General features: G+C 67.2%; 19 protein-coding genes and 1 pseudogene. 7 read left to right on the forward strand and 13 right to left on the reverse strand.

Annotated features, from left to right (window positions below; translation table 11 throughout):
- The 5 genes and pseudogenes from ACO2Q0_RS04525 to ACO2Q0_RS04545 form a co-directional block, all read right to left on the reverse strand.
- Positions 1–285, reverse strand: a complete 285-nt coding sequence (locus ACO2Q0_RS04525) for a type IV secretion system protein VirB3 (RefSeq protein ID WP_423350283.1) — start codon at positions 283–285, stop codon at positions 1–3.
- A 3-nt stretch (positions 286–288) separates the two neighbouring features.
- Positions 289–618 (reverse strand): TrbC/VirB2 family protein, encoded by a 330-nt coding sequence (locus tag ACO2Q0_RS04530; RefSeq protein ID WP_423350284.1) that lies wholly within the window; start codon positions 616–618, stop codon positions 289–291.
- A gap of 357 nt (positions 619–975) precedes the next feature.
- Complete coding sequence (locus tag ACO2Q0_RS04535) at positions 976–1,887, reverse strand: hypothetical protein (protein ID WP_423350285.1); 912 nt, start codon at positions 1,885–1,887, stop codon at positions 976–978.
- A gap of 303 nt (positions 1,888–2,190) precedes the next feature.
- A pseudogene (locus ACO2Q0_RS04540) lies at positions 2,191–2,951 on the reverse strand (SDR family NAD(P)-dependent oxidoreductase).
- Positions 2,952–3,051: 100 nt separating this feature from the next.
- The gene (locus ACO2Q0_RS04545; RefSeq protein WP_423350286.1) at positions 3,052–4,029 is read right to left on the reverse strand and encodes an NAD(P)H-dependent flavin oxidoreductase; all 978 of its coding nucleotides are present in this window, start codon (positions 4,027–4,029) and stop codon (positions 3,052–3,054) included.
- Between the two features lie 211 nt (positions 4,030–4,240).
- On the opposite strand from ACO2Q0_RS04545, the gene ACO2Q0_RS04550 reads away from it, so the two are divergent.
- From ACO2Q0_RS04550 to ACO2Q0_RS04565, 4 genes are read left to right on the forward strand one after another with little or no spacing between them, the layout of a single operon-like run.
- On the forward strand, positions 4,241–5,218 hold the full coding sequence (locus ACO2Q0_RS04550) for a thiamine pyrophosphate-dependent dehydrogenase E1 component subunit alpha (RefSeq protein ID WP_423350287.1): 978 nt from the start codon (positions 4,241–4,243) through the stop codon (positions 5,216–5,218).
- Positions 5,215–6,240 (forward strand): alpha-ketoacid dehydrogenase subunit beta, encoded by a 1,026-nt coding sequence (locus ACO2Q0_RS04555; RefSeq protein WP_423350288.1) that lies wholly within the window; start codon positions 5,215–5,217, stop codon positions 6,238–6,240. Before ACO2Q0_RS04550 ends, ACO2Q0_RS04555 begins: the two co-directional genes overlap by 4 nt.
- A 9-nt stretch (positions 6,241–6,249) precedes the next feature.
- Positions 6,250–6,489 (forward strand): biotin/lipoyl-containing protein, encoded by a 240-nt coding sequence (locus ACO2Q0_RS04560; protein WP_423350289.1) that lies wholly within the window; start codon positions 6,250–6,252, stop codon positions 6,487–6,489.
- Positions 6,490–6,504: 15 nt separating this feature from the next.
- Positions 6,505–7,293 (forward strand): enoyl-CoA hydratase-related protein, encoded by a 789-nt coding sequence (locus ACO2Q0_RS04565; RefSeq protein WP_423350290.1) that lies wholly within the window; start codon positions 6,505–6,507, stop codon positions 7,291–7,293.
- Positions 7,294–7,314: 21 nt separating this feature from the next.
- Here ACO2Q0_RS04565 and ACO2Q0_RS04570 read toward each other — a convergent pair whose 3' ends face one another.
- From ACO2Q0_RS04570 to ACO2Q0_RS04585, 4 genes are all read right to left on the reverse strand, one after another.
- Positions 7,315–8,313, reverse strand: coding sequence for a HupE/UreJ family protein (locus ACO2Q0_RS04570; protein WP_423350291.1), 999 nt, complete (start codon positions 8,311–8,313; stop codon positions 7,315–7,317).
- Positions 8,310–9,266 carry a peptidyl-prolyl cis-trans isomerase gene (locus ACO2Q0_RS04575; RefSeq protein ID WP_423350292.1) on the reverse strand — a complete coding sequence of 319 codons (957 nt, stop codon included), beginning with the start codon at positions 9,264–9,266 and terminating at the stop codon, positions 8,310–8,312. The genes ACO2Q0_RS04570 and ACO2Q0_RS04575 overlap by 4 nt, the downstream gene beginning before the upstream one ends.
- Before the next feature lie 31 nt (positions 9,267–9,297).
- Positions 9,298–11,292, reverse strand: a complete 1,995-nt coding sequence (locus ACO2Q0_RS04580; RefSeq protein ID WP_423350293.1) for a DUF3604 domain-containing protein — start codon at positions 11,290–11,292, stop codon at positions 9,298–9,300.
- A 70-nt stretch (positions 11,293–11,362) separates the two neighbouring features.
- On the reverse strand, positions 11,363–13,705 hold the full coding sequence (locus ACO2Q0_RS04585; protein WP_423350294.1) for a TonB-dependent receptor: 2,343 nt from the start codon (positions 13,703–13,705) through the stop codon (positions 11,363–11,365).
- 316 nt (positions 13,706–14,021) lie between these two features.
- Between ACO2Q0_RS04585 and ACO2Q0_RS04590 the strand changes: the two genes are divergently transcribed.
- Positions 14,022–14,609: a TetR/AcrR family transcriptional regulator gene (locus ACO2Q0_RS04590; protein ID WP_423350295.1), complete on the forward strand. Its 588-nt coding sequence runs from the start codon at positions 14,022–14,024 to the stop codon at positions 14,607–14,609.
- A 46-nt stretch (positions 14,610–14,655) separates the two neighbouring features.
- On the opposite strand, the gene ACO2Q0_RS04595 is transcribed toward ACO2Q0_RS04590, so the two are convergent.
- From ACO2Q0_RS04595 to ACO2Q0_RS04605, 3 genes are all read right to left on the reverse strand, one after another.
- Complete coding sequence (locus ACO2Q0_RS04595) at positions 14,656–16,011, reverse strand: spinster family MFS transporter (RefSeq protein ID WP_423350296.1); 1,356 nt, start codon at positions 16,009–16,011, stop codon at positions 14,656–14,658.
- Between the two features lie 164 nt (positions 16,012–16,175).
- Positions 16,176–17,333 carry a DUF3089 domain-containing protein gene (locus tag ACO2Q0_RS04600; protein WP_423350297.1) on the reverse strand — a complete coding sequence of 386 codons (1,158 nt, stop codon included), beginning with the start codon at positions 17,331–17,333 and terminating at the stop codon, positions 16,176–16,178.
- Positions 17,334–17,539: 206 nt separating this feature from the next.
- The gene (locus tag ACO2Q0_RS04605) at positions 17,540–20,899 is read right to left on the reverse strand and encodes a TonB-dependent receptor domain-containing protein (protein ID WP_423350298.1); all 3,360 of its coding nucleotides are present in this window, start codon (positions 20,897–20,899) and stop codon (positions 17,540–17,542) included.
- Between the two features lie 179 nt (positions 20,900–21,078).
- On the opposite strand from ACO2Q0_RS04605, the gene ACO2Q0_RS04610 reads away from it, so the two are divergent.
- Positions 21,079–21,816, forward strand: coding sequence for an SDR family NAD(P)-dependent oxidoreductase (locus ACO2Q0_RS04610; RefSeq protein WP_423350299.1), 738 nt, complete (start codon positions 21,079–21,081; stop codon positions 21,814–21,816).
- 153 nt (positions 21,817–21,969) lie between these two features.
- On the opposite strand, the gene ACO2Q0_RS04615 is transcribed toward ACO2Q0_RS04610, so the two are convergent.
- Entirely contained in the window at positions 21,970–24,402 is a 2,433-nt protein-coding gene (locus tag ACO2Q0_RS04615) for a TonB-dependent receptor (RefSeq protein WP_423350300.1), read from the reverse strand.
- A gap of 242 nt (positions 24,403–24,644) precedes the next feature.
- Between ACO2Q0_RS04615 and ACO2Q0_RS04620 the strand changes: the two genes are divergently transcribed.
- Positions 24,645–26,219 (forward strand): spinster family MFS transporter, encoded by a 1,575-nt coding sequence (locus ACO2Q0_RS04620; RefSeq protein ID WP_423350301.1) that lies wholly within the window; start codon positions 24,645–24,647, stop codon positions 26,217–26,219.
- Positions 26,220–26,292 lie beyond the last annotated feature (73 nt).

A 26,292-nucleotide genomic window follows, 5' to 3' on the forward strand; every position in this document is an offset into this window, starting at 1 on the left:
TCAGGCGGAGTAGGAGTTGCAACGCCAGAAGCTGGCGTTCTTCACGCGCGGAGAGCGCGTCATGCGGACCAGCCAGAGGTCGAAGAAGCGAGGCTCCCGCAGGCAGGCGAGATAGCCCGCCACGTGCACGACGAGGGCGATCGGCAAGGCGGCGAACGACCGCGTGACCAGGAAGAGTTCCAGGGTGATCACCGCGTTCAGCACGAAGTAGCTGTAGGTCACACCGGCGAACATCTGCGGACGGGTGAGCGCGCCGAACACCGGATCGCGATCCAGTTCCGTCACGACTCAGAATCCCGCCGAGACCGACCGGATGCCCGCGACGATCGAGGCGGCTCCGAACAGGATGAAGCACCCGAGGATGACGACGGCGCCACGGCGCCAGTCGATCCGTCCGGTCAGCATCATCAGGCCGGTGGCGCCCACGGCGATGACAGCCAGCGTCGTCGCCACGTTGCCGAGCAGGGTTCCTTCAAGCCAGCTCACCGCGTTGAGGATCGGTCCCGATCCGGCCGGATCCAGCGACTGGGCCTCCGCCGCGCTAGCGCTGAGCATGCCCGCGGCGATCGCCAGCAGGAACGCCGCCGGGTTCGACTTCGATGACGATGGCCCGCGCATCATTTCACTCCCAGTTTCGAACGCCTTCCGAACGGCGTCGTCTTTCTTGATCGCGCTCGCGGCCGCGGAGCATGCCGGCGGCCGGCGCTGGCGCCGGCTTCGAGAAGCCCCTCACCTGCGCACGATGTCAGAACTGTAGCATCGGCTGACAATACGCCAATAGGTTATTGACGACGTGACAATAACTCTGTCTGGACGTGGATGGCGGGTCGTCCTGAGGGGGCTGCGCGAGTCCGGAGACCAAAGGCCGGCGTGATCCGCCGCCCGAGCCCGGATGATCGCCGGCGAGACGATGCTGCGCCGGCGATCGGGGTCGAGCAGGTCGCTCAAACCAGGAAATGAGGACCTGTTTTCGACCTAGCAGGTCCGGACCGGCTTGCCGGTGTCCGGGGGAACGTCGCACTTCGGGCCCGTCGGGCCACCGCTATGATAGATTTCCTGCAGCGGAAGTTCGTCCACAAGCGCAGGGGTCGCCGCGAGCGGCGCGGGCCGGCCGGAGAACTGACCCATGTCTTTCAGCACGCTCGTCGCGCAGTTGGTCCCAAAGCGGGCGCAGTCGGCGACCGCCTGGTAGTTCTTATAGACCCCGTAGTAGGTCATGTAGTTGATGTTGCTGTTGTTTCCGCTCGGCAGGGTATGCTCCGCCTTGTACGTGCCATCAGGCTCGATCTGGATGATGTGTTTCTGGCTGGCCGGCGTGGAGATCGAGTTGAACACGTCGAACGCCCATCCCTGATCGACGACGCTGTCGTCATTGTACGCCACGATCTGCACGTGGGCGTTCGACGGCATGGTGATCGTCCCCGTCTGCGGAAGGGACCCGTTCAGATACACATACGAGGTCGCGTTCAGCGCGAACCACATGGAGTTCGAGCCCCAGCCCGTCGTGGCGACCTGTTGCGCCAGCCAGGGGATCGCGCCCGCCCCGAACGAATGGCCCCACACGCCGATGTTGGACAGATCCATGCGGTAGCCGGAATTCGCGTTCAGCGTCGACGCTGCGTACTGGAAGCCGGTGAAGATCTTGTTGTAGGCCGGATCGGGCGATTTGCCGGCATAGTTCGAATACACGACAATATAGCCATTGCTGACCATGTTCTCGATGAGGTTGCCGTAGAGGCTCGGCAGCGAGTTCACGAGAAGGTTGCCTGGCGCGATGAAGATCACCGGGCGATTGGAGTCGTTGCAGGTCCCGCCCGTGCGCGGCGTGCCCGTCCCCACCGGAACGTGGACCCAGTTGTACTGGTTGAAGCTGCCGTAGCCGCCCACACGGGTCCCTTGTGTGCAGGGCCCGGGCCCTCCCAGCTGGTTCAGACCCGGCTGCGGGGGCGGAGTCTGCGCAGCCGCCGGAGCGGCCAGCGCGCCGGCGATGACGACGCCGCTCGCGATAGAGATTGTAGCCAGACGATATAGTCGTTCGATCATTGTTTCCTCGCCTAGGTTGTTGCTTCTACGCTTACGGTTGCGGAGCATCGGACTCTATTGACGTGGCGTCAACAGTTGTTGACGTATAGTCAATAGAGTCCGTCGCGGCGAGGCGGCCGGGACGATCGTGAGCGAAATTGCGCGCGTCTAACGGGGCGCCATGCGCAGGGCGCCGTCCAGGCGGATGGTTTCGCCGTTGAGCATCGGATTGAGGACGATGTGCTCGGCGAGCATGGCGAACTCCTCCGGTTCGCCAAGCCTGGCCGGGTTCGGGACCGAGGCGCCGAGGGCCCCGCGGACATCCTCAGACAACCGGGCGAGCAGCGGCGTATCGAAGAGCCCGGGGGCGATGGTGCAGACGCGGATGCCGCGCGAAGCCAGGTCGCGGGCGGCGACAAGCGTCATGCCGACGATGCCGGCCTTCGCCGAGGCATAGGGATCTGGCCGATCTGGCCCTCGTAGGCCGCGATGGAGGCGGTCATGATCACCACGCCGCGCTCGTTCGCCGCGGGCTCGTTCCTGGCCATGCTGGCGGCGGCGAGCCTCAGGACGTTGAAGCTGCCGACGAGGTTCACGTTGACGATCCGGGCGTAGGCCTCCAACGAGCCCGGCCGCCCCTCCTTGTCGAGGATCCGCAGCGCCCCGCCGTGACCCGCGCAGTGCACGACAGCGCGCAAGGGGCCCAGGCTTTCCGCCGCCTCGATGGCCGCGACCACCTCGGCCTCGCTGGTGACGTCGGCTGGCGCGAAGGCGGTCGCGCCGATCTCGCGAGCGACGGTCTCGCCCTGAGATGTCGCCAGGTCGATGACGACGACCCGGGCGCCGCCCGCAATCAGACGCTCAGCCGTCGCGCGGCCCAGGCCGGATGCGCCACCGGTGACAATGGCGACTGCGCCTTCGATCTTCATGGATGCTCCTCATGCCCACAGGCTTTGTCACGGCCGCCCTGGCGCACCAGGCCGGCTGATGTTCGGTTGGTTGGAGGCTGCGCGGTCCGGCTGCGCCTCGTCAGGTCTCAGCCAGGGCCGTCAGGCGGCCCCGTATCAGCTCTTCGGCCCCACCCACGATCCGCTCGATCAGCTCACGCACGGTCGGGATGTCGTCGATCAGGCCAGCCACCATGCCGCAGGACCAGGCGCCGACATCCATCTCGCCGTGCTTCATGACCCGGGGATAGACGCCGGCGACCTCGGGAGCGATGTCCTGGAAGGTCACCTCCCCTCCCAGCCGACGCTCAGTCGCCAGAAGGCGCTCCACCCCGGCATTGGCCAGCACCCGCTCGGTGTTGCGCAGCGGCCGCATGATCAGCCGCGTGTCCAGCTCGGTAGCTTCGAGGATCGCCCGCTTCACGTTCTCGTGGACGGGCGCCTCCCGCGTCGCGATGAACCGGGTGCCCATGTTGATGCCGTCCGCTCCCAGGGCCAGGGCGGCGACGAGCGAGCGCTCGTCCGCCATGCCGCCGGAAGCGATGAACGGGATGTCCAGCTCGTCCGCGGCCCGTGGCAGCAGGATCATGTTCGGGACATCATCCTCGCCCGGGTGCCCGCCGCACTCGAAGCCGTCGACGCTGACGGCGTCGCAGCCGATCCGCTGGGCCTTCAGCGCGTGCCGCACCGACGTGCATTTGTGGATCACCTTCACGCCGGCCGCCTTCAGCGGGGTCACGGCGCGCTCGGGATTGTTGCCGGCGGTCTCCACCACCGGAACGCCGTGATCGATGATCGTGCGGACATAGCCCGGATAGTCGGGAGGGTTCACCGCGGGCAGGAACGACAGGTTCACGCCGAACGGCTTGCTGGTCATCGCCCGGCATTTCTCGATCTCGGCGCCCAGGGCTTCGGGCGAGCCCAGCGTCAGGGCCGTGATGATCCCAAGCCCGCCCGCCTCCGAAACGGCGGCCGCCATCTCGGCATAGCCGACGTAGTGCATTCCGCCCTGGACGATGGGGTGCTGGATTCCGAGCAGCGAGGTGATCCGCGTCTTCATCGCGTGGAACGTCTTCCCAGTTTCTGCCGCGGCCCTGGACGACCCGCCGCTTCCGATCAGCCGGAGTCCGTGAACCGCCCCCGCGTCTGTTGACAGAATGTCAGTACAACAATAGCTATGCAAGCCATCGGCGGAGCGCAGAAGGGTCCTTGGTCGCCCGACCACGCGCCCGTCCGAAAAGAAGAAGACGTGGCCTTGGGAGCGCCTGGTAGTGAACGACGCAGCGCTGCTCATCGACCTCCACGCACAGATGCGCCGCATCCGCGCGTTCGAACTCGCCGCGGGGGAGCTGATGGAAAAGGCGCTCATCCCCGGCTCCGTGCATCTTTCCGTGGGGCAGGAAGCCGTGCCGGCCGGCGTCTGCGCTCTCCTGCGCGCTGACGACCAGATCACATCCACTCACCGCGGCCATGGCCACATGCTCGCAAAGGGCGGGCAGATCGCTCCGATGATCGCCGAGCTGTTCGGTCGCCAAAGCGGCTCCTGCGGCGGCAAGGGCGGCAGCATGCACATCAGCGATCCCGGCATCGGCGCCCTCGGCGCCAACGGGGTGGTCGGAGCAGGTCCGCCGATCGCCGTGGGCGCGGCCTTTGCGAACCGCTTCAAGGACACCGACCGCGTCACCGTGGCGTTCTTCGGCGACGGCGCGAGCAATCAGGGATCGGTCCACGAGGCCGGCAACATGGCCGCCCTTTGGAAGCTGCCCGTCATCTTCGTCTGCGAGAACAACGGCTACGCCGAATTCACCCCGCGAGCCCGGCACCAGAAGATCGCGGATATCGCAACCATGGCCGACGCTTGGGGAATGGACTCGATGGTGGTCGACGGCATGGACGTCATGGCCGTCTACGAAGCCGCGCGCGCCGCCGTGGAGAAGGCCCGCAAGGGCGGCGGCCCGACCTTCATCGAGGCCAAGACCTACCGCTTCTACGACCACATCGGCTTCAAGGGGCTGAGGCTGAAGTACAGGTCTGCGGACGAAGTCGCCGAGTGGCAGACGCGCGATCCGATCGAGGCCGTCGAGCGCCGGCTGGCCGAAGCCGGGGTGCTTTCGGCAGAGCAGGCAGCGGCGGTCGGAAAGGCCTTCGAAGAGGAGGTCGCCGCAGCCATCGCGGCGGCACGCGCCGCCCCGCCTCCCGATCCGGCCGCACTCATGCAGGACGTCTACACGAACCGCGAGGCGTCATGAGCCAGCCTGCCCACACCGACCCCCGGCCAGCGGCCGGCCAGCGGCCTCTCAAGTATGGCGCGGCCATCAACGAAGCGCTCGCCATAGCCATGCGGACCGATCCCACCGTCTTCCTGGCGGGCGAGGACGTCGCCGTCGGCGGCGTGTTCTCGATCTACCGGGGTCTTGCAGAGGAGTTCGGCACGAAGCGCGTGGTCGACACCCCCGTGGCGGAAGCCGGACTTGCCGGCCTCGGCGTCGGCGCCGCCGCGACCGGGCTGCGGCCGGTCATCGACATCATGTTCATGGACTTCATCGGCATCGCCATGGACCAGCTGGTCAACCAGGCCGCCAAGATGAAGTACATGTTCGGCGGCAGCCTGCGCATGCCGCTGACCATCGTCACGGTCGCTGGAGCCGGAACGGGGTCCGCCGCCCAGCACTCGCAGTACCTCGAGGCCTGGTTCTGCCATGTGCCGGGCCTCAAGGTCGTCATGCCGTCGAACGCCTACGACGCTAAGGGCCTGCTGCTGGCGGCGATCCGCGACGACAACCCGACGCTGGTGATCTTCAACAAGCGGACGCTCGGCGTCTCCACTCATGTGCCTGAGGAGGACTACGAGCTCCCCCTTGGCAAGGCTCGCGTGGTGCGCACCGGCCGTGACGTCACCGTGGTGGCCTCAGCGCGGATGGTGGCCGAAAGCCTCGCCGCCGCCGACCGGCTTGCGGCGGAAGGCGTCGAGATCGAGGTCGTCGACCTGCGCACGGCCTCGCCGCTCGACAGCGAAACCATCATCCAGTCGGTCCGAAAGACGGGCCGCGCCGTCGTGGCTCACGAGGCTGTCCGCTTCGCAGGCTTCGGCGCGGAAATCGCGGCTCAGATCCAGGAAGAAGCCTTCGATCGGCTCAAGGCGCCGGTCGGCCGGGTAGGCGCGCCCTTTGCTCCCGTACCGTTCGCTCCAGAGCTGGAACGGCTGCATGTCCGCAACAGCGACCATGTGGTGGAAGCGGTTCGCGCCGCCCTCGCCTGGCGCAAAAGCTAGGAAAGCTCAATGCGTTCAGAGATCCTCATCCCCATGATCGGCATGACCATGACCGAGGCGACGGTGGTCGAATGGCTGGTGCCGCACGGCGGCCGGGTCGCCGCGGGCGATCCGATCCTGACGATCGAGACCGACAAGACCACCGTCGACATCGAGGCGGAAGCCGCAGGCCAGGTTCAGCATGGCGTCGAGAAGGGCGTCACGCTGGCGCCCGGCGACGTCGTGGGATGGGTCGTGGGCGACGCCTAGCGGCGAGCCGAGCAAATGACGGAAGACACGCGCGAACCCGTCCTGGTGACCGAACGGCTGGGGCACGTCGTGGTCCTGCGCCTGAACCGCCCGGAAGCTCGCAACGCCATGAGCCCGGAGTTGAGCGCCGCACTCGGGCGGGCGCTGCTCGCTGCGGAAAATGACCATGAGATCCGCTGCGTCGTCCTCACGGGGACGGGGGACAGGGCCTTCTGCGCCGGAATGGACCTGCGCGCCTTCGCAGCAGGACAGACGACGCCAGGGCCGCCGGACGAGAACCGTCAGGCCGTCGCCCGGCTGGTCGACGGCAAGCTCGCCAAGCCGGTGATCGGAGCGGCGAACGCCACGGCTGTCGCGGGCGGCTTCGAGATGTTGATGGGTTGCGACCTGGTCGTGGCCTCATCGGCCGCGCGGTTCGGCCTGCCGGAGGCGAAGCGCGGCCTGTTCGCGGCGCGGGGCGGCATGTTCCTGTCCTCGCGCATCCCGGTGGCGATCGTCCTCGAACTGGCCCTCACCGGCGACCCGATAGACGCTCAGCGAGCCTATGAGCTAGGGCTGGTCAACCGCGTGGTCCCGCCGGCCCAGGTCATGCCGATGGCGCTGGATCTCGCGGAGAAGATCGCGCGTAACGCGCCGCTGGCGATCGCCGCGTCACGCGATCTGGTGAAACTCGCCATGACGGACACCGAGGCTGCACGGACGCGCCAGACCGAATGGCGCGAACGGGTGTTCAACAGCGTGGACGCCAAAGAAGGCGCGCAGGCGTTCGTCGAAAAGCGCGATCCGGTCTGGAAGGGGCGCTGAGGGCGCCCGGCGGCGTCCGTTTCAGACGCCGAAGACGGCAGCGCTTCGTTCGATGGTCCAGGCCGCGGCCGCGATCCCGATGACGTAGGCCGGCGCGAGCTGAGCGATCCTCGGCCAACGGACCAGGTGCGGGCGCAGGAGCGCCGCCAGCGCGAGCATCATGCCGATGAACGCGAGTTGCCCGAACTCCACGCCCAGGTTGAACAGGACCACGGCGGACAGCAGGGCGGACTTCTCCAGCTCGAGCGACATGAGGCCGCCGGCGAATCCCATGCCGTGGAGCAGGCCGAATGCGAAGGCCACGATCCACGGGTAGCGGATCGCGAGGCTGGTCTCGCCGCGCTGGGCCCGCAACACCTCGGGCGCGAGGAACAGGATCGACAGCGCGATCAGGGCTTCGAGCAGCGCCGGCTGCAGCGAGATCAGCCCGAAGGCTGCGGCTGCAAGCGTCAGACTGTGGGCCAAGGTGAACGCGCTGACCGTCTTCAGGAGCGCCCATCGATCCCGGACGATCAGCATGAGACCGAGCACGAACAGCAGATGGTCGGGGCCCGTGAGGATGTGTTCGATCCCGAGCCGAACGAGCGCGAGCATACCGGCCGCGTTCCCGTGCTTGAGCGCTATGCGGTAGGAGGGCGTCTCGGGACGGATGATGGTCTCGCGCGGGTCCGCGCCGAGCGGGTTCACGCGAACGAAGACGTCGGTGATCGTGCCGGACAGCCCTTCCACCGAGACGGTCTGGCCATCGAGCGGCTCAGGGGCCCTGACAGTCCACACGCTGATCATGAAGCCGGGCGTGGCGTAGCGGTCCGAGGGCGGGCGCTCCAGCCAGCCGCTGGACAGGTGGGGCGTCAGGCGCAGCGCCACGTCGCCCATGACCGGCTGTTTCCAGCTGACGCGGTATTCCGCCGGCGCGGTCTCGACGATCTCGAGATAGGCGGGACGCACCTCATGAGCCGCAGCCGCTCCCGACAGCATGGCCAGAACAAGCGTCAGGATCGCGAGCAATCCGCGTTTCACGGACGCGCCTCGCGGTCGGCGCGGATCACCGTGAACCGCCGGGCCAGCTTGTCGAAGGCCTCGCGATTGGCGCGCTCCTGCGCATCCCGCAGATAGTCGGCTCGCACGGCGTCCTTCACGGCTTCCAGCGGAACCGGCCCGGGGGCCTGGCGGGCGTTCACATAGAGAAGATGCCAGCCATAACCGGAGCGATACGGGCCCGACCAGCGCCCCACAGGCGCCTGGAAGACAGCCTCAGCGAAGGCCGTGCGGCCGAACAGCCGCTCCACCTGCGCCGCGTCGGCGGCCGAGAAATCGTACAGGTCGGGGAACGGGTCGCCTCGGTCGGGTGCGCGGGTGACGCCGTTTGGAATCGCCGCCAACAAGGCCTGAGCGCGCGCGGCGGTCACGGCGTCGCCGCCTGGATCGGGCGCGAAGTAGATGTGCGAGAAGGTGGCCTTCGGGTGGGACTGGTAGCGTCCAGAGTGGCGCTCGTAGAAAGCCTTCAGCTGGATCGCCGTCGGCTCGGCCGGGGCGCGCGTATCGTCCATGAGGAACTGCATCTTCTGGATGACGCGGCGGCGCACGATCTCGTCGCCTTCATCCAGTTCCAGCGCGCGACCTTCACGGAAGAGGATCTCGTCCTTGATGTCCGCGCGAACGAGCGCCTCGAGAGTGGCGGCGTCCGGCTGCGCGCCGAACTGCATGGCGTATTGCCCCGCCACCTGGCCGACGCGTTCGGGCGTGACGACGATCCGGTGGGTGTCGGTGTGGACCTGATAGACGCGTCCTGCGAGGAACAGTAGGAGCCCGGCCACCACGAAGTGAAGCAGCGGCTCGGCGGCGATCCGGCGCAGGCGGGCTACGGCTCCGGAAGAAGCCGAGGTGGCCTCGCCTGGGGCCGGTTCGTCCTCAGGCTGACGAGAATAGCTCAGTCCGTTCATCGCTTCACCGACGCTATCACCCTTGCTCACACCGAGGGTCGCCCGCGTCGCCGCGTCGGCGTCACGACCGCGCGGGGACCGCCTTCGCAGATGCGCTCCTGAGTCCGGAGGGCGTGAACCAGATCGGTGAAGACCAGGCGCGCTCCTGGATCGTGGACGGCGCGCCTGTCGGAACCGGCAGCTTGTGGCGGATCGCCATCAGGGTCGACCACCGCGGCGTCGGGATCTCCAGGGCGCGCGCGTAGTAGACGGCGGGAGCGCCGGCGTCGAACTCGGGATCGGTCCACACCGCTGTAAGCACGGGCGCGCCGATGGTGTTTCGGTAGGCGCCGGTCTTCAGATCCACGGTGCTTCCCACCGGCGGGCTGTGGCCGTTCACCGCGGCGCGTCCACCCAGCGCGGCGTCGAATACCTTCTCGCCGTAGGTCCCGTCGGGCTTCAGCCAGACCTTCACGACCTGAATCCGGTCGAGGTTTGCACCGTCCGGATCCTTCACGGCCTGAAGTATGAACCGCGGCGCTCGCGCCGCCGCGGGCTTCGCCGGCAGGTCGGAGCCCATCGCGACGCCGGTCGCATAGGCCTTCGCCACCCAGGCCGTCTCGCGGATCATCTTCGGATCGTAGCCCCAGCCGCCGAACATCCGGAGCCGGATGCGGGTGCCGGACGTGGCGAACGTCTCCTTGCGCTTCAGGGCGGCGAAGATGGCGTTGCGGGTGTTCTCCTCCGCCCACACGCCCGTCAGAGCGGCGCTGCTGTATTGCACCGGCTCCATGCTCTGGGGACCGGGAGGACGTTCTCCGGGCGCCCGGGCGGTGATCAGCCGCCGCGCTTCGGGCTGGGCGGCCGCCAGCACCTTGGCGTCGACCTGCAAGGATGCGTTAGGCGTGGCGCCCTCATCGCTCACCGTGAGGCCGGTGTGGATATCCGAACCGCCGACAACGCCCATCTTGAACGGGTTCGCTCCCGTCCGCGACTGCACGACGAGGCCCCTGCCCCAGGCGTCGCGGACGTAGGAGCCCGGCCGCTTCGGCCCGGGCTCACCGCTGAAGATCCGATCTATGACTTCGAAGTTGGCGAACTCGTCGTTCGGCGAGAGCACGGGCGTGGTCTCGGAACTTCCCTTGATCTGCGCCATCTCCACCAGCGGCTCGTTCGCGGCCCGCGCCAGGGCGTAGGCCTCGTCGATCGGCCGGCCATCCGAGGTGTTCCAGTCGAAGGTCCGCCCGTCGGAGAGGTTGGAGTTGTGCGGGATGGCGATCACGTCGGTTCCCCGCGCCCTCACCGATTCCAGGTACCGCCAGAGATCCTCCGGCCTCTGAGACTGGAGCGACGTGAAGGGCGCCGGCGCCCGATCCCCGTTGAAGATCACGTTCCGGTGCAGCGTCCTCTCGTCGGGCAGCGACGTCCACTCGTAGCCGACGAAGGTGGTGAACTTGCCCGGTCGATAGTTGGCGTTGGCCGCCCGGATCTCCTTCGCCCATCCGTCGGCGGCCTTCTCGGCGGCTTTCAGGTCGCCGACGAAGGGACTGGGATGGCCCACGATGGTGGCGCGCACCGCCGCGAAGACCTCGCGCCCGCCCTTTCGCAGCCCCTGGCCCGTCACGCTCTTGGAGAACTGGCTTTCCGGGTCATCCAGCTCGGTCATGGCGCCGAGGTACTCGGCGTGGTCCGTCACCGCGGCGAAATCCAGCGGCCAGGCGCGCTTGGCCGGCGCCGGGCCTGGCACGGACGTTCCCAGGTCCTTCGACGCCTGTAGGGCCGGAACCATCACCGTTTCGCCCTGTGCGAACTTGTAGGCCTGGTCGGGCGTGATCCTCGCCGCGTTCGTCCACGCGTCGAACGACATCGTCGTGTGCAGGTGCAACTCGCCGAAGAACGCCCGCCGCTGGGCGGGCGCGATGCGGCTTCGGTAGGTCTCGCCCGGCGCGGTGGCCCGCTCGGATCTGGCCGCGGTGGCGCGTGCGGCGGCGCTGTCGCCATGTTGCCAGACGGCCAGGGCGGCCCCGCCCACCACGATGAATGACGCCGGCGCGATCAGGAGCTTTCCGAACTTCATCGTCGCATTCCTTCTATTCTCGGAAATCGGGCGAACGATCCCCATCGCGCCTGACGGCGTCCTTGGCGGCTCAGAAGCGCGACTTCACCTCGAGAGCCACCGTCCGCGGCTCGTTCAGAGTGCAACGGAGCACGCCGAGACCGGTGACGTTGCTGACGATCCCGTAGGCCGCGAGGTTGCCCTGGTTGAAGATGCCGACACAGACGTCCTTGGACGTGAGGTTCTGTCCGGCAAGGGCGACTTCCCAGCGCTCACGCGGCCCCCGGATCGCAAGGCGGGCGCCCAGCAGCGCATAACCCTTCTGGATCGCCTGGGGGTTGTTGTCGGCGGACGCGCTGAGGTTCTGCGAACTGGTGAACGAAAGGTCGCCACGCGCGAGCCAGGTCATGCCGCCCACAAGATCACCGATGTACTGTGCGGACGCGGCGCCCTGCCATTTCGGCGCATAGGGAGGGCGGGTTCCCGTCAGGTCCTGCGGGGTCCCGAAACCGGGGAGCGCCGGCGCCCCGCGGAAGTCGAGGTATTTCGAGTCCAGGTAGGCGCCGGACAGGGTGAGCGTGAGCGGCGTGCTCGGACGAGCGACCAGGTCGAACTCCATCCCTTGCTGCCGGAGCTCCCCGTTGTTTCTGACCCGCGAGCGAACGCCGTCGAAGGTGCGGAACTGGTAGTCGCTGATGTCGGTCCGATAGAAGTTGACGTTGGCGATCAGCCGGTGGTCGAACAGCTCGGTTTTCGCGCCCACTTCCCAGTCCGACACGGTCTCGGGGCGGAACGTCCTGTTCGCCGCGCCCACAGCGGTGGTGCCGGGACTGGAGTCGAAGCCGCCCGACTTGAAACCGGTCGAATGGTTGATGAACAGCATGATGTCTTCCGACGGCCGATAGGTCAGGTCGATGCGATATGTGACCTTGTCCTGGTCGACCGACAGCGCCGTCACTTCGTTCGCCTGGGAGGCGGTCGGATTGACGGACAGCGCCCGGAACGATCCGTCCTTCTTGTCCTTCGTGTAGCGCACGCCTCCGGTCACGCCGATCGCATCGGTGATGCGGTAGGTGCCCTGCAGATAGGCGGCATAGGACTTGGTGATCTGATCGAAGTAGGAGACCGCCGCATTCTGCAGGGGATTGGCGTTACATGCCGTCACTCTGGCGGCGGTGCTCGTATTCCTCAGGAAGACGTTGCAGTACGCCGGATACAGATCGGTGGCTTGATCGATGTCGTAGTCTTCCTTGAAGTAGTAAAGACCGGCGACATAGTTGATCCGGCCGCCGAAGAGCTCGGTCGGCGAGACGATCTGAAGCTCTTCCGAATGGCTGGCGCTGTCGAAGGTGCTCAGGCGCGACTGAAGAGCGATCGGCACGATCGCGCTCGATCCCTCCAGTTGCAGGTCATGCCAATCGCGATAGGCGCTGATCAGCTTAATCTCGTGGCCGAGCGGCCCTTCCCAGGTCAGGTCGCTGACGACGCCCGTCTGGTAGTCGTTCAGGTTGCCCGACTGCTCCTGGAAGACATGTCGGCTGTAGGTGCGGTCCAGATAGGGCGTCTGCCCGACGAGCGGCCCGGGCCCATCGGGATCGAGGCGGGCTTTCCAGTTCGCGGCGAATGTCGGGGTCACCGAACTGGCGAGCACCGTCAGAACCGGCCGCCCGTTGCCCGTGATGTGCTGATAGTCGCCCTTCACCGTCCAGGTCAGCGTCGGCGCGATCTCCCAACGCAGGCCGCCCCGGACCGAGAAGGAATCCTGCTGACCGATGCGACGGCCGTCCAGGTCGTTCACCCCGTAGCCGTCAAGGGTATAGGCGAGGACGGACAGGCGACCGGAGATGTTCTCGGTCAGCGGTCCGGTGATCATGCCGGTCAGACGGCGGCTGCCGTAATTGCCGATCGAGCCCCGCACCTCCCCGCCGAAGGTGCTGGACGGATCCCCGGTCCGCAGGTCGATGGCGCCCATGGAGGCGTTCCGGCCGAAGAGCGTGCCCTGCGGGCCCCGCAGCACCGCTACGGAGGCGATGTCGTTCAATCCCGCGAGGAGCGACCCGACCCGCGCCACGTAGGCGCCGTCCACGAACGTCGCGACGCTGGGTTCGATCGCGCTGTTCGCCGCCGTGCCGATCCCTCGGATCATCACCCGCGTATTGGTGACCTGCAGGGAGGTCGTCAGATTGAGATTGGCCGTGATGCGACGCAGATCCCGCACGTCCTGTACGCCCGCCGCTTCGAGCGTGCTCCGGCTGAAGGCCGAGATCGAGACCGGCACGTCCTGGACGTCTTCCGCGCGCTTCTGCGCGGTGACGATCACCGTCTCGACAGCGGCCGGCGATCGGTCTGCGGGATCCGTCGCCTGGGCATGGGCCACCCCCGACAGCAGGGTCGTCGCGAGTACGCCGCAGGACGCCGTTGCGAAGAGTCTCATCGCCGTTTTCCTCCCCAAAGATTCTTCTTTTTTTCTGTCCCCCGACGATCGCTCCGTCCGCACGGCGCGATCCGAGTCCCTGACACAATGTCAGTAAGATATTTGGACGAAGTGTCAATACCGTCGCTTGCGGGCGGAGCGAAGGCGCGACAGGCTAGGCGCCTGAAAGGCGGACTGAGCGGCCCACACATCTGGCCTGCCCCGATGTTCTCGGCTAAATGTCGCGGCTACGGGTAACGGTAGCGTCGGGACTGCGGAGGCAACCATCGTCACAACGCCAAAGGCCAAGCCGCGACGCACACGGCTTAGCCCCGAAATGCGCACCCAGCACCTCCTGGACGCCGCAGCTGAGGTCATCGTCGAGTCGGGCCTGGATGCCCTCACCATGGAGTCCGTGTCGGAGCGGGCGTCGGTCAGCCGCGCCCTCAGCTATTTCTACTTCGAAAGCCGCGCCGAACTGGTGCGTGCGCTGTACAATCGCGAGTTCGGCCGCCTCTACGACGCCATGGTTCCGGCGTTCGAGGCCGGGCAGAACCTGGAGGAACGCGTCCGGGCTGCGGTGCAAGCCTATTTCGACATCGTGGCCAGCCGTTACGAACTCTTCGCGCTGCTCAACACCGCCATGGACGGTCCACAGTTCCGACGCGATCGGCGCCAGCGCTTTCGGGCGTGGGAGCAGTATGTCGGGGTGCTGGTCGGAGAAGAACTGCGTCTCTCGCCGATCGAGTCGCGCATCCTCGCTCGTGTCTTCATCGACGTCGTCGCCCGCTGCACCCTGCTCTGGAAGCGCGACCGGCTGGACCGCGCCGAGGTGGAAGAGCTTTGCGTAAGATATCAGCTCGGCGGCTTCCGCAGCGTACTGGAGGCCGTGCCACGCGCCGAGCGTGACGCCTCCTCCGCCTGACTTGCGCCCGACCGCCTCCGCTAGAGACGTCACCTCCCCGGAGGCTTCACGAGACCATCTCTTCCCGAATGTACTTGCGGGCCAGCCAGAAGAGAGCCGCTGATATCAGGCCGAAATAGGCCGAGACGATCAGCGCCCAGCGCACGCCCTCCGCCTTGCCTAGTCCAAGGCCGAAGTTGAACAGATCCGAGAGCGCGCCCACCGCCAGGGCGCCCAGGCCAAGGCCCATCATATTGATGATGAAGAGCACGATGGACGCGCAGGTCGCGCGCATCTGCGGCGGGACCAAGCCCTGAGCCGAGGCGAACACCGGCCCGTGAGAGAGCGCTCCCAGCACGTAGTTGGGGATCAGGAAGAGCAGCGCCACCACCAGGCTGTCCGCCGTCATGGCGATCGTGAAGAACGGGACGGTGGCGAGCGACGCGATGGCCGGCACGGAGGCGTAGGCCCTCAGGTCCCGGCCGCCGAAGCGGTCTGCGATGACGCCGCCGGCGTAGCTGGCGGTCGCGCCGAAAACGCCGCTCAGCAGACCAAGGCTGATGCCTATGAAGCCTACGGGCTTGAGGCCGAAGTTGCTGGCGAGCGTGGCGACCTCGTCGCCGTGGACACGCAGCAGGAACGCGGCGGTGAACGGCGCGTGACCATACCCGATGAACGCCTTGATCGAGGCGGCGAAGCTCATCAGCCAGAAGGTTCGCTTGCGCATCAGATAGGTCAGCGTCGCACGGAAGGTCATGCGGGTGGCGCGAGCCGCTTGGGCGGCCTCGGCCGCCATGGCGTCTCGTGGCTCCTTGAGCGTGAAGAACACGACCACCGCCAGAAGAAGCCCCGGCAGGCCGGCGAGCAGGAACGCGGTGCGCCAACCGAAGACATCGGCGATGACCCCGCCCAGGGCGAGGCCGAACAAGCCGCCGATCGGTCCGCCCATCTGGAAGATCGCCAGGGCCGAGGCCCGCTTCTCCCTGGGCGTGTAATCCGCGATCAGCGCGTGGCAGGTCGGCGCACAACCCGCCTCGCCGACGCCCACGCCCATGCGGGCGGCCACCAGGGTGGGAAAGCTCACCGCTCGCCCACAAAGCGCGGTGAAGCCGCTCCAGACCACGAGCGAGCCCGTGATGATCCACACGCGGTTCATGCGATCGGCGAGCCTGGCGAGCGGCAGGCCAAGGCCCACGTAGACGATGCCGAAGGCGAACCCCGTGAGCAGGCCCAGCTGCGTGTCCGTGATCTTGAGCTCGTTCTTGATCGGCTCGGCCAGGATCGTGACGATCTGCCGGTCCAGATAGTTCACGGTGTAGGTGAGCATCAGGATGAGGAGCGCGTAACGGCGGAACCGTTCGGACACCAGCGGGATGGCGGGCGTGGGTGGCGCGTCGGGCGCGATCGGAGGGGCGATGGTCATGCTGAGCTTATTCCTCCGGTCGGCCCGGCGAGAGGGCGACGCGCGTCCGTCTATTTATTATACGTTTCGTCAATAAGCCATCAAGGTCGCGTGGACGGCGAGGACCCCGTCGCCCGCGGTCCATCACCTCCGGCCTGGCGAGGCCCTTCGCGGCGAAGGCGCGTCTAGCGGCGGATCCACGCGGCGGCCTGTGCGCGGACGGCCTCGATCAGGCTGTCCAGCGCCACGGGCACGTCGAGGGAATGCAGGCCCCACTCGGTGCGGAACCCCTCCGGCCCCGTGTGGTCGCCGGTGATCTCGTCGGTGCGCGGATCGGCCGGATCGCCGTTCACCCGAATGGCCAGGCGCGTGCCGGCCGCGTCCGTCACGCACCCCCCGCTGATGAGGCCGGGGACCTTCACGTAGCGCGTCTTGATCGGCCGCATCGGGGTCACCCAGGGCTTCGGCGGCAGGGCGGTCGGATGCATCGACGTCGCCCCGAAGACCGGCTCCATCACCGCCCAGCCGCCTTCCAGCGCCGCGGGATTGGTGCAGGCGACCTGCATCCCAGGCCGCGTCGTCCGCCCGAACCGGCTGTTCTCCGGCGGCGGCGTGCTCTCACGGAACGTCGCATAGGTGATCAGGCAGCCGGTCTGGCCCTTGGCGCGACACAGCGGCAGCGCCTTGAAGTCGCCCCCGACGTCCTTGCCTGCAGGGACGACGACATCGTTCCCGATCAGCAGCGCAGAGACGATCTTGGCCTGGTCCGGCTTGCCGTCGATCTCCTGCTGGATCAGACGCTTCAGCACGTACGCGCCCTGACTGTGACCGATCAGGACGACGCCCCGACCCGCATTGTCCCGCTTCAGGTAATCCCGCCACGCGTCGCGGACGTCGCCGTAGGTGAGGTCACGATCGACGGCCATCGGCTTCCCCGCCGCCGCCGCGCTCAGCGCCGGGATGGTGACCTGCCGGTAGATGGGCGCGAAGACCCGGCAGACCAGGCCGAACCGGGCCACCTGCCGCGCGACCGTTTCGATCTCCTCCGGCCCAGGGATCATGTCGGAGTTCGGCGTCGGGTCCCTCGAGGCGGTCGGATAGACGTAGAAGCAGTCGATCGGAGCGTTCTGGCTGCGTCTCGCGCGCTCGACGGAATAGGCGCCGCTGGCCGCGACCACGGTCGCGCTGAGGTCAATGTCGCAAGCGTCGCCGGAACGGCCGGGCCGGCACAGCCAGGCTTCCGGTCTGGAATAGTCGTTGGCCGCCGGCCGCTGAGGCTCCGCCTGGGCGCTTGCCGCCAGCGCCAGCCCGAGCGCTGCTCCTGCAATCCCAATCCGCCGCATTGCAGTTCTCCTTTGGTCTCGTTGCCGTTCAGAAGCCGGGCGCTCCGGCTTCGCCACGAAGACCGCGCCGCCTGCAGGCGGTCCGCGGCGTACTTGAGAAGAGGCGCCCCCGCCGCGAGGGCGGGGGCGAGGGTACTCGGAGACGGACGCTCAGCCGTGAAGCCGAACGATCCGATCCGGACGGGAGGGATCCGGACCGAGAGATCTTAGAACTTCTGAGTCGCCTCGAGCCGCAGCATCCGACCACGAGGATTGCCCACCAGGGTGTCGTAACCCACGAAAGCCTGGAACGGCGGAGGATCTCGATCGAACAGATTCAGTATGTTCGCCCGGAGCGTCAGATCCTTCCATCGGGCAGGATTGTAGATGTAGTTCAGGTCGACGGTGATGTAGTCCTTTTTACCGCGACCGTATTCGCTGAACACGTCGTTGACTGTCCCCGGCGCGTCGACAATAGGCGTCCGCGATTCGGCCGGCTCGTCCTTGAAGCCGTCGAAGTAGTTGGCCCGCAGACCGATGCTGTGCTCGTCGTTGGCCCAGCGCACCGAGGCGTTGCCGCGCCACCTCTGGCTTGGCGATCCCGTCTGGCTCGAGTTCCTGTAGCCCAGCCGGTCGCCGCCGGCTTCGAAGACGACGCCGTTCAGCACGAAGTCCCCGGCCTCGTACTTCACGGTCTGGGTCGCGTTCGCCGAAAGCGTGACGTCGCCCCCGAACAGCGGGTGGATGTAGGAGACGTCATAGTCGAGGCCGTTCGTATCGAAGCGAGGACCGTTGCCGACCACGATGTCCACCAGGGACACGTTGGCCGCGGTCGTCACCCCCTGCTGGCAGGGCCCGTTGTTGAACGCGATGAACGAGATCAGGCGGGCCGAGCAGTCCGCAACATGGGCGGTGGTGCCGACCCCCGGCACGCCGGCGTGGAAGACGTCGTCGATGACCGCGAGGCTGCGCGACGTGACCACCTGGTCCTTGATCTGGATTCCCCAGTAATCGACGCTGGCCCGGAGATAGCCGCCAAGCACCTCCCCTTGGAATCCCACTCCCAAGTTATAGGTGATGGCGTTCTCGGGCCGGATGTCCTCATCGACCGTGGTGAGCGTGGGATAGTTGTACCCCGTCCCGAACCGCGTGTTGTCGAACGCAAGGATGAGCTGCGATGAGCCTGGCGTGAGGTAGAGCGCATCCGTCGCCCGGAAGTTGGTGCCGTAGGATGCGCGCACGTACACGCTGTCCGTCACGTTCCACTTGCCCGCGACACTCCAGATCGTCCCCTTGAGGTCGCCCCCGTTGAAGGACTCCTGGCGGGCCGACGCACTGACGTGGAGCCTGTCGAATACGGGCAGGCTCAATTCGCCGAAGAATGCGAGCGCCTCGGTGTCGAACTCGGTCGATTGCGTGACGAGTTCGCCCGGGTAGATGCGGCGCGAGAGCGAATAGAAGTTGCCGGTCCCCTGGTCGCCGGGGCAGCCCCGCGACGTCGGACGCACATTGGGCGGGATCGGCGGCTGCGGCGTCTGCCCGGTATGCGAGTAGGGGCACAGCTGCGACAGGAGGCGCTGCTCCTCCTCGTCGGGAGCGAGCACCGCGCCCGATCGCTCGTACCGCCGCCACTGCGTACCCGCAGCCCAGCCGATCGCGCCCCCCGGCAGCGTGAACAGGCTCTCGGGAACCTTGCCCGTGAACACGGCGTCGAACACCAGGGAGGTGTCCGTGAGGCTGGTGCTCCGCTCGCTCCACATCCAGTCGATCAACGTCGGGTCGTTCAGGAAGCCGGCCGGACCCGTGCTTGAGGCCTGGGTCGCCCCCGCCCCCCAGTTCGGCGAACCCGACGTGGGGAAGTTGGGGTTGACGGCTCCGTTCGCCGCCGAGGTCTGGAAGTTGCTCTGGAACGGGTTGAACCAAAGGCAGCCGTTCGTCCCGGGGGCCGTGTCGGACTGGATCCCGATCGTGCGGTTGAAGGCCGCGGCGCTCGAATAGTCGGTGGGGACGCGATCGACGGCCTTGCAGTTCGGCCCGCCGTAACCCATCAGGGCATCCTGCAGGCGGTTCGCGAACCAGTCGCCGTTGTCGAGGTTCGTCTGCTTGTAACGGCTGAACTGAACCGAATAGTCGTAGGTCACGCCGTTCAAGACGGCGCCCAAGATCGTGTTGTCGCCGAATTCCCCCTTCAACCCGAGGGCGCCCCTGTACTCCTCGCGCCGCACGCTCGACTTGATCGGCCCGTAATCGTACTGGGGATGCCCGCCGAAGAGGTAGGGCCGATAGATCGAGGACGTCAGCAGCGCCATGCCGGGCCCGACGTCGTTCGCCGTCCCCGCCTGGCGGCGGTTGAAGTCCGCGATGAAGGGATTCTGCACCAGCGTGCCGGTGGCCTGGCCGCCGACGGTGTAGACGGCCTGCTCGTACGGCACCAGGTAGCGGCAGCTCGTCGTGGCGCAGACCGTCGCGATGGCGGGGTCCATCGCCCGGGCAGCGATAGGGCTCGCGCCCGGCGGGCGAACGCCCGTGCTGTCGTACCTGTTGTAGGTCGCCTCGGCGTGCAACCGCATCGTGTCCGACAGGTTGGCGTTGGCTTCGCCATAGACCTGATACCGCGTGAAGCCTTGCACCATGTCCGTCCACGGCGCGGGCTTGAAGGCGCAGAGCGTCTGCGTCGCCCCGCCGCCGCCGGGCTGCAGGTCCCGGATAAGGGCGCCGCCGACAGTCGCGCAGTCATTGTCGCTGCTGAAGTCGTTGAAGTGCGCGCCGACCACGCCGCCACCGGACCCGAGCGCGGCGTTCGAGGGCTGCGCCGCCGCCCAGTTGGCGTACCGGTGGAAACGGGCGGTGGTGTTGGAGAGCGCCCAGCCCGACGGATTCACCGCGAAGGGGAGATCGCCATAGTCGCGCTTGGTCGCGAGCATGGAGTCTTCCTTTTCGTACGTACCGGACAGCAGGACGTTGCCGCCGCTGCCCGTCCATCCGCCCAGGACGTTGGCCCGGTAGGCCCCCTCGCTGCCTTTGTAGAGCGTGCGGCCCAGGGTGATCTCAAGTCCGTCGACATCTCGTCGGGTGCGGAAATTGACCACCCCGCCGACCGCGCCGGCGCCGTAGGTCGCGGACGCGCCCTCCTTCAGCACCTCGATCGCGCCGATGGCGTCCATGGGGATCGTATTGATGTCGCCGCCGCCCGAGGCGGCGGTCAGGCGGCGGCCGTTCAGCAGGACGAGGGTTCCGTCCACGCCGACGCCCCGCAGATCGATCCGCTGGCGGCCGTTGGCGACGACGAGGGCGCCCGCCGTGGCGCCGCCCATGTTGTCCGTGTTCAGCGCCGCGCTCGGCAGCGTGCGAATGAACTCCGTCGTGGAGGGCGAACCCTGCTTCTTGAGTTCGTCGTAGGTGAAGACCTCCACCGGCTTGGGCGCGTCCTCCGCCGCCGTGCGGATCAGCGAGCCGACGACGACGACGGCCTCCACATTGCCTTCCTGAGCGGCGTCGAGCGCCTCCTGCGCCCATGCCGCCGAACCTCCGCTTACAAGCCCGAGGATCAGCGCAATCCTCGACGCGCCGCAAAGCGCCCTTCTCATCGTCCACCCTCCCCCATCGCGTGTCATGTCGATCCGTGAGAGCGATTGCTCCGCCGGCCGCTGACATCATGTCAGTAGTATATTAGACAAACCGACAATAGCAATCGCTGGGTGGCGCCCGGTCTCCGAAGAGGATGACGCGCAAGGCCGCTCGGATCGGAAACGACAAGGAGGCCGTGATGCGCTTGAAGGACAAGGTCGCCGTGATCACCGGGGCGGCGCACGGGCAGGGGAAAGCGGAGGCGGCGCTTTTCCGCGCCGAGGGGGCCGAGGTGGTCATCACCGACATCGATTTCGAGGCCGGAACGGAAGCCGCGGACGCGCTCGGCGCCGTCTTCGTGCGTCACGACGTGTCTGACGAGGCGGGCTGGCAAGAGGTCGTCGACACCGCCGTGGCTCGGTATGGCCGGGTCGACATTCTCGTGAACAACGCGGGGATCTTCGCCCGTGGCGATCTCCTCGGCACCAGCCTGGACCTCTACCGAAAGGTCATCGACGTGAATCAGGTGGGCGCCTTCCTCGGCATGAAGGCCGTCGCGCCCGTGATGATGAAGCAAGCCTCTGGTTCGATCATCAACGTGTCCTCGATCGCCGGCCTTCGGGCCGCTCCGAACGGCTTCGCCTACGGCGCATCGAAGGCCGCCGTCACCGGCATGACCCGGTCGGCGGCGCGCACGCTCGGCCCGCACGGGGTGCGGGTCAATTCGGTCCATCCGGGGATGATCGAGACGGATATGATGGATGTCGTCACCGACGGCGAGGCGGAGACCTTCCGCCGCCTGGCTTCGACGGTGCCGCTGGGCGGCCGGCACGCTTCGGCCGCCGAAGTCGCGCCGCTCGTCCTGTTCCTGGCGTCCGACGAGAGCAACTACTGCACCGGCGCCGCCTTCGTCATCGATGGCGGGGTCATGGCCTAGAGGTGCGGCCGCGCCCAGCGCCGCGCTTCCGGGTTCCGGATAACCCTTAGACCGAACCGCCGGCGCGGTCGCGCCTCTCACGGGTTCGGTCGGAGAAGCGGCCGATACCGCACGTCCCGGCGACGGGTCGTGCAGATCGGCCGCGTCACCGGCTCAGAAGCGGGCGTCCAGCCTCACCCCCACGTGCCGGAAGGCCTGCGGCCCGAAGTAGTGGACCGTCCCCCCCGGATTGATCGCCTGGTTCGGCGCCGCGCTGATGGCCGCGGCCCAGTGCTTGTTGAGGATGTTCGTGGCGTACAGCGTCAGGCGCCAGCGATCGTCGTCGGCTCCGATGCCCACTTCGCCGCCCAGCAGGCCGAACGGCTCCTGCCGCTGCAGAGGGTCGCCGTTCGGGTTGTAGAACACGTCGCTCTGCCAGACGTAGTTCAACCGGATGTGGCCGGAGTAGGCGCCGAACATGTTCGGCCGGTCATAGGCGCTCGACAGGTTCACCTGGACCTCCGGCGCTCCCGCCAGACGGTTGCCCGACGCGTTGATCGAGTTCGAGGCCGGGTCACACCCGGCCTGGCGCGCGGTGGTCCCGGTCGCGGGGTTGGTCAGATAGACGTAGCAGGGCACGCCTGCGAAGTCGCCGTAGTGGGCGTCGAGCACGGTGGTCCCGGCCGAGATCGTGAGTTCGGGGACGGGACGGACGGTGGCGTTCACCTCCAGCCCCTTGACGCTCACGTCGCCCGCGTTCTTGGCCAGGGTGACGAAGCCAGCCGGCGTCGCCGAGAACACCTGCTGCTGGAAGTCCTTGTAGTCCGTCTGGAAGACGTCGGCGTTGATCACCAGGCGGCGATCGAACAACGAGGCCTTGACCCCGACCTCGTACGTCGTCGGGATCTCGGGCCGGACCTGCTGAGGGTTGTTGCCCGCCCGCAGCAGCGGCGCGGACAGGCCAAGCGCGCTGAACCCGGGGCCCTTGTAGCCGCGCGCAACGGTTCCGTAGACCATGATGTCGGGCGTGAACTGGTTCTGCACGGACACGCGCCAGGACAGGTTGTCGGCGTCGGTCTTCTCCCGATAGGCGGGGAAACAGTTCTCCGTCGCCGGGGCGTTGGCCGCCAGCGCCTGCGCCTTGGTGATGCAGGGCACATTGGAGGGATACGGCCCGTCGTAGCCGACATAGAAGGGCGTGGTCGGCCGATAGAGCGCGCCGGTCGGATTGGTCGGATACACCAGGTACTGAAGGCTGAGATCGTCGCGCGTGTAGCGGGCGCCCGCCGTCAGGGTCAGGGTGTCGGTCACGCGCAGCCGCCCCTGACCGAACACCGCCGCGTGGTCCGAGGTGACGGTCGCGTCGTTGGAGCCGCTGTACAGGACCCGCAGGTTCGGCGGCGTCGTCGCGCTTCCGAACGGCGGCGTGTGGAACGACCCCTCCTGGGTGGAGAGCGAGCGGACGCGCGAGTTGAAATAGTAGAGCCCCGCCACGTAGTCGAAGCGTTCGTAGACGGGAGAAGTGATCCTCAGTTCCTGGCTGAAGTTCGCATTCTTCGTCGCGCCGCCGTTGCGGTCCACGTTGCTGAACGTGGCGTAGTCGGCGTCGTAGAAGGCCCGCCGGTTGGTCTGACGATACCCGGTGATGGCCGTGAGGGTGTAGCCGCCCGGCAGCTTGTACTCCAGGTTCAGCGCGCCGCCCGCCACTCGCCCGTTGCCTTCCGGCAGGTTGTCGGCCGCGGCGGAGAAATTGTTCGGGCTGGCGACGATCCCGTACTGGGCGTTGGCGACCCCGGTCGGCGAATTGGCGGCCGGCACATACCGGGTCACGTTGTTGCAGCAGTACTCGCCGGAGTAGTTGGCGTCGAAGGACAGGACCGCGTTGAACTTGTCGCTGGGCTGCCAGCGCAGCTTGGCGCGGACGCCGTTGATGTCGATCCCGCCCACATCCTTGTTGAAGACCGGGTAGTGGAACCACGGGTCGAGATGGTTGTGCGTCACCACCAGCCGGGCCGCGAGGTCGTCGTTGATCGGAACGTTGACGATCCCCTGGAGCACGCGCTCGTTGTTTTCCCCGAAGCTCAGGTGGGTTTCGCCTTCGAACACGCCGATCTTCGGGTCCTTGGTGGTGATGCTGATCACCCCGGCCGAGGCGTTCTTGCCGAACAGCATGCCCTGCGGCCCGCGCAGCACCTCGACCCGGTCGATATCCGCCAGGATCGCCGCGGCGGAGGCGTCGTTCAGGATGACGCCGTCGATCAGCGTCGAGACGCTCTGCTCGAGACCGGCCGAATAGGTCGACGTGCCCACGCCGCGCACCGCGAACGCCGAACTCTGCGGGGAGATCGACATGCGGAAGTTCAGGCTCGGATCGATCTGGCGCAGGTCTTGGAGGTTGGTGATTCCGCGCTCGCGAAGCGCGTCGCCGGTCGCGGCCACGACGCTCAGGGGGACCTTCTGGAGATTCTCCGCCCGCTTGTTGGCCGTGACGATCACGGCCTCCACCTCGGATGTGTTCGATTGCGGCGCGGCGGTCTGGGCGTGCGCAGCCCCGCTCAACAGCGCCGAGGCCAACACGCCCCAAGAGGCAGTACCGAAGAGCTTCATCCCTAAACCCCCAAGATTGTTTGTACGGGCGCGCGCCCCGCCTGCCTGGGTCAAGGAGAACGACCAGGCTGACGACATGTCAGTAGCATATTATACATCTCGTCAATAGATGTCCGGTGAGATTGCGCGCCAATTTGACGGCGGGCAGCCTCGGGCCCCGCCACTCCAACGTTGTTGACACCGTGTATAATTATCCCGGAGCATGCCGGCTTCGAGCAACTGCGGAAGGACCGGTGGGCGCGATGACGAACCCGACGGCCAGCGACACAGAGCAGACCGCCGCCCACGTGACCGGCTACGGCACGCGCGCCTATCGCAGCTACGTGCTCTGCGCGCTGCTGTTCGTGGCGGTGCTGAACCTTTCCGACCGCGCCCTGCCGACCATCCTGTCTGAACCGATCATCGAAGATCTGAAGATCAGCGACACACAGTTCGGCTTGCTCAAGGGACTGGCCTTCGCCGTCCTTTATTCCTTCGCCGGCATCCCCATCGCCTTCCTGTCCGAGACCCGCTCGCGCGTGTGGGTGATGACGGCCTGCATCGTCATGTGGTCGCTCGCGACCGCACTCATGGGGCTGGCCTATCCGATAGACATCGGCGGCCTGGCGATCTCAGGATTTGCCGTGATGGCCCTGTGTCGAATGCTGGTGGGCATCGCTGAGTCCGGATGCACGCCCCAGACCAACTCCCTGATCGCCGACTATTATCCGCCTGCCAAACGCTCCACGGCGGTGGGCTTCTTCGCCATGGGCGGCACCCTGGGCGCGTTGGCGGCCAACCTGATCGGCGGGCCGGTGAACGAGCTCCTGCGCAGCCATTTCACGTCCGCAGCCGCCGCGGCGCGCGGCGTCACCCAGTCCCTCTCGGCTGCGGCTTGTTCGACCAACAACCTTCCAAATCTCACCGACGCCGCTGCGGAGGCCTGCCGGGACGGAACCTCGATGGCCTGGCGCGGCTGCTTCGTCCTCATGGGCCTGGTCGGCGTCATCTCGGCCGTCGGCTTCAAGTTGACGGTCAAGGAGCCGCCGAGAGGCTATACCGACCCGCCAGGCGCGGCGCCCCGGACGCGCGCGACGCTGCGGGAGCTCATCCGCGTTCTGGCGGGCAAGCCCACGTTCTGGTGGATGACGGCGGCGGCGACCACCGCGGGCTTCTGCACCTACGGCATCAACACCTTCCAGACCTCCTTCGTGCGGCGAGTTCACGGCTTCTCCCAAGTGGAGGCGTCGCTCTTCTTCAACATCCCTTCCGCCGTGGCGGCGTCGATCGGCGTGCTGGTCACGGGCTGGTTGGTGGAACGCATGGCTCACCGTCATCCGAACGCGATCACCTGGTTGCCGGCGTTGGGGCTGTTCCTCTGTGCGCCGCTCTATCTGATCGGCTTCTCCTCCGACACGCCCTGGGTCGCCATCGCCCTGGTCAGCTCCGGAGCCATGGTGAAGTACGGCTATGTCGCCGCTCAGTACGCCATCGTGCAGGGGGTCGTGGGCGGCGCCATGCGGGCCACGGCCACGGCCATACTCCTGCTGGCGCTGAACCTCGTCGGCCTCGGACTGGGCCCGGTGGTGGCCGGCGGCTTGTCCGACCTCTACTTCCAGATGCAGGTCGCCAGCGCCGGGCTCGGCGAGCTGTCGCGAAGCCAGTGTCGGGGCCTCGCGCTCGCTGCGTTGTCGCCGGAGATGCGGGAGCTTTGCGCCACCGCCGACCCGAAGGCGTTGCGGCAGGCGATCCTCTCGCTCGCCGGCTTCTACGTGGCGCCAGGCATCCTGCTGCTGTTCGCGATGCGGACCCTGCAGCGGGACCTGATCAAGGCATAGAAGGCTCTCGGCGCCGTTTGGCGCCCGCCGGCGCACCAAGCGCACGGACCCTGGTTGGAACCGCACAACCTGC

This window comes from Phenylobacterium sp. VNQ135, from assembly GCF_049445735.1.
Classification (GTDB): Bacteria; Pseudomonadota; Alphaproteobacteria; order Caulobacterales; family Caulobacteraceae; genus Phenylobacterium.

Coding starts and splice junctions, on each gene's coding strand:
- ACO2Q0_RS04530 (WP_423350284.1), bottom strand. CDS start 618: ATGCGCGGGCCATCGTCATCGAAGTCGAACCCGGCGGCGTTCCTGCTG.
- ACO2Q0_RS04545 (WP_423350286.1), bottom strand. CDS start 4,029: ATGAAGACGCGGATCACCTCGCTGCTCGGAATCCAGCACCCCATCGTC.
- ACO2Q0_RS04555 (WP_423350288.1), top strand. CDS start 5,215: ATGAGCCAGCCTGCCCACACCGACCCCCGGCCAGCGGCCGGCCAGCGG.
- ACO2Q0_RS04560 (WP_423350289.1), top strand. CDS start 6,250: ATGCGTTCAGAGATCCTCATCCCCATGATCGGCATGACCATGACCGAG.
- ACO2Q0_RS04565 (WP_423350290.1), top strand. CDS start 6,505: ATGACGGAAGACACGCGCGAACCCGTCCTGGTGACCGAACGGCTGGGG.
- ACO2Q0_RS04580 (WP_423350293.1), bottom strand. CDS start 11,292: ATGAAGTTCGGAAAGCTCCTGATCGCGCCGGCGTCATTCATCGTGGTG.
- ACO2Q0_RS04585 (WP_423350294.1), bottom strand. CDS start 13,705: ATGAGACTCTTCGCAACGGCGTCCTGCGGCGTACTCGCGACGACCCTG.
- ACO2Q0_RS04590 (WP_423350295.1), top strand. CDS start 14,022: ATGCGCACCCAGCACCTCCTGGACGCCGCAGCTGAGGTCATCGTCGAG.
- ACO2Q0_RS04595 (WP_423350296.1), bottom strand. CDS start 16,011: ATGACCATCGCCCCTCCGATCGCGCCCGACGCGCCACCCACGCCCGCC.
- ACO2Q0_RS04600 (WP_423350297.1), bottom strand. CDS start 17,333: ATGCGGCGGATTGGGATTGCAGGAGCAGCGCTCGGGCTGGCGCTGGCG.
- ACO2Q0_RS04605 (WP_423350298.1), bottom strand. CDS start 20,899: ATGAGAAGGGCGCTTTGCGGCGCGTCGAGGATTGCGCTGATCCTCGGG.
- ACO2Q0_RS04610 (WP_423350299.1), top strand. CDS start 21,079: ATGCGCTTGAAGGACAAGGTCGCCGTGATCACCGGGGCGGCGCACGGG.
- ACO2Q0_RS04615 (WP_423350300.1), bottom strand. CDS start 24,402: ATGAAGCTCTTCGGTACTGCCTCTTGGGGCGTGTTGGCCTCGGCGCTG.
- ACO2Q0_RS04620 (WP_423350301.1), top strand. CDS start 24,645: ATGACGAACCCGACGGCCAGCGACACAGAGCAGACCGCCGCCCACGTG.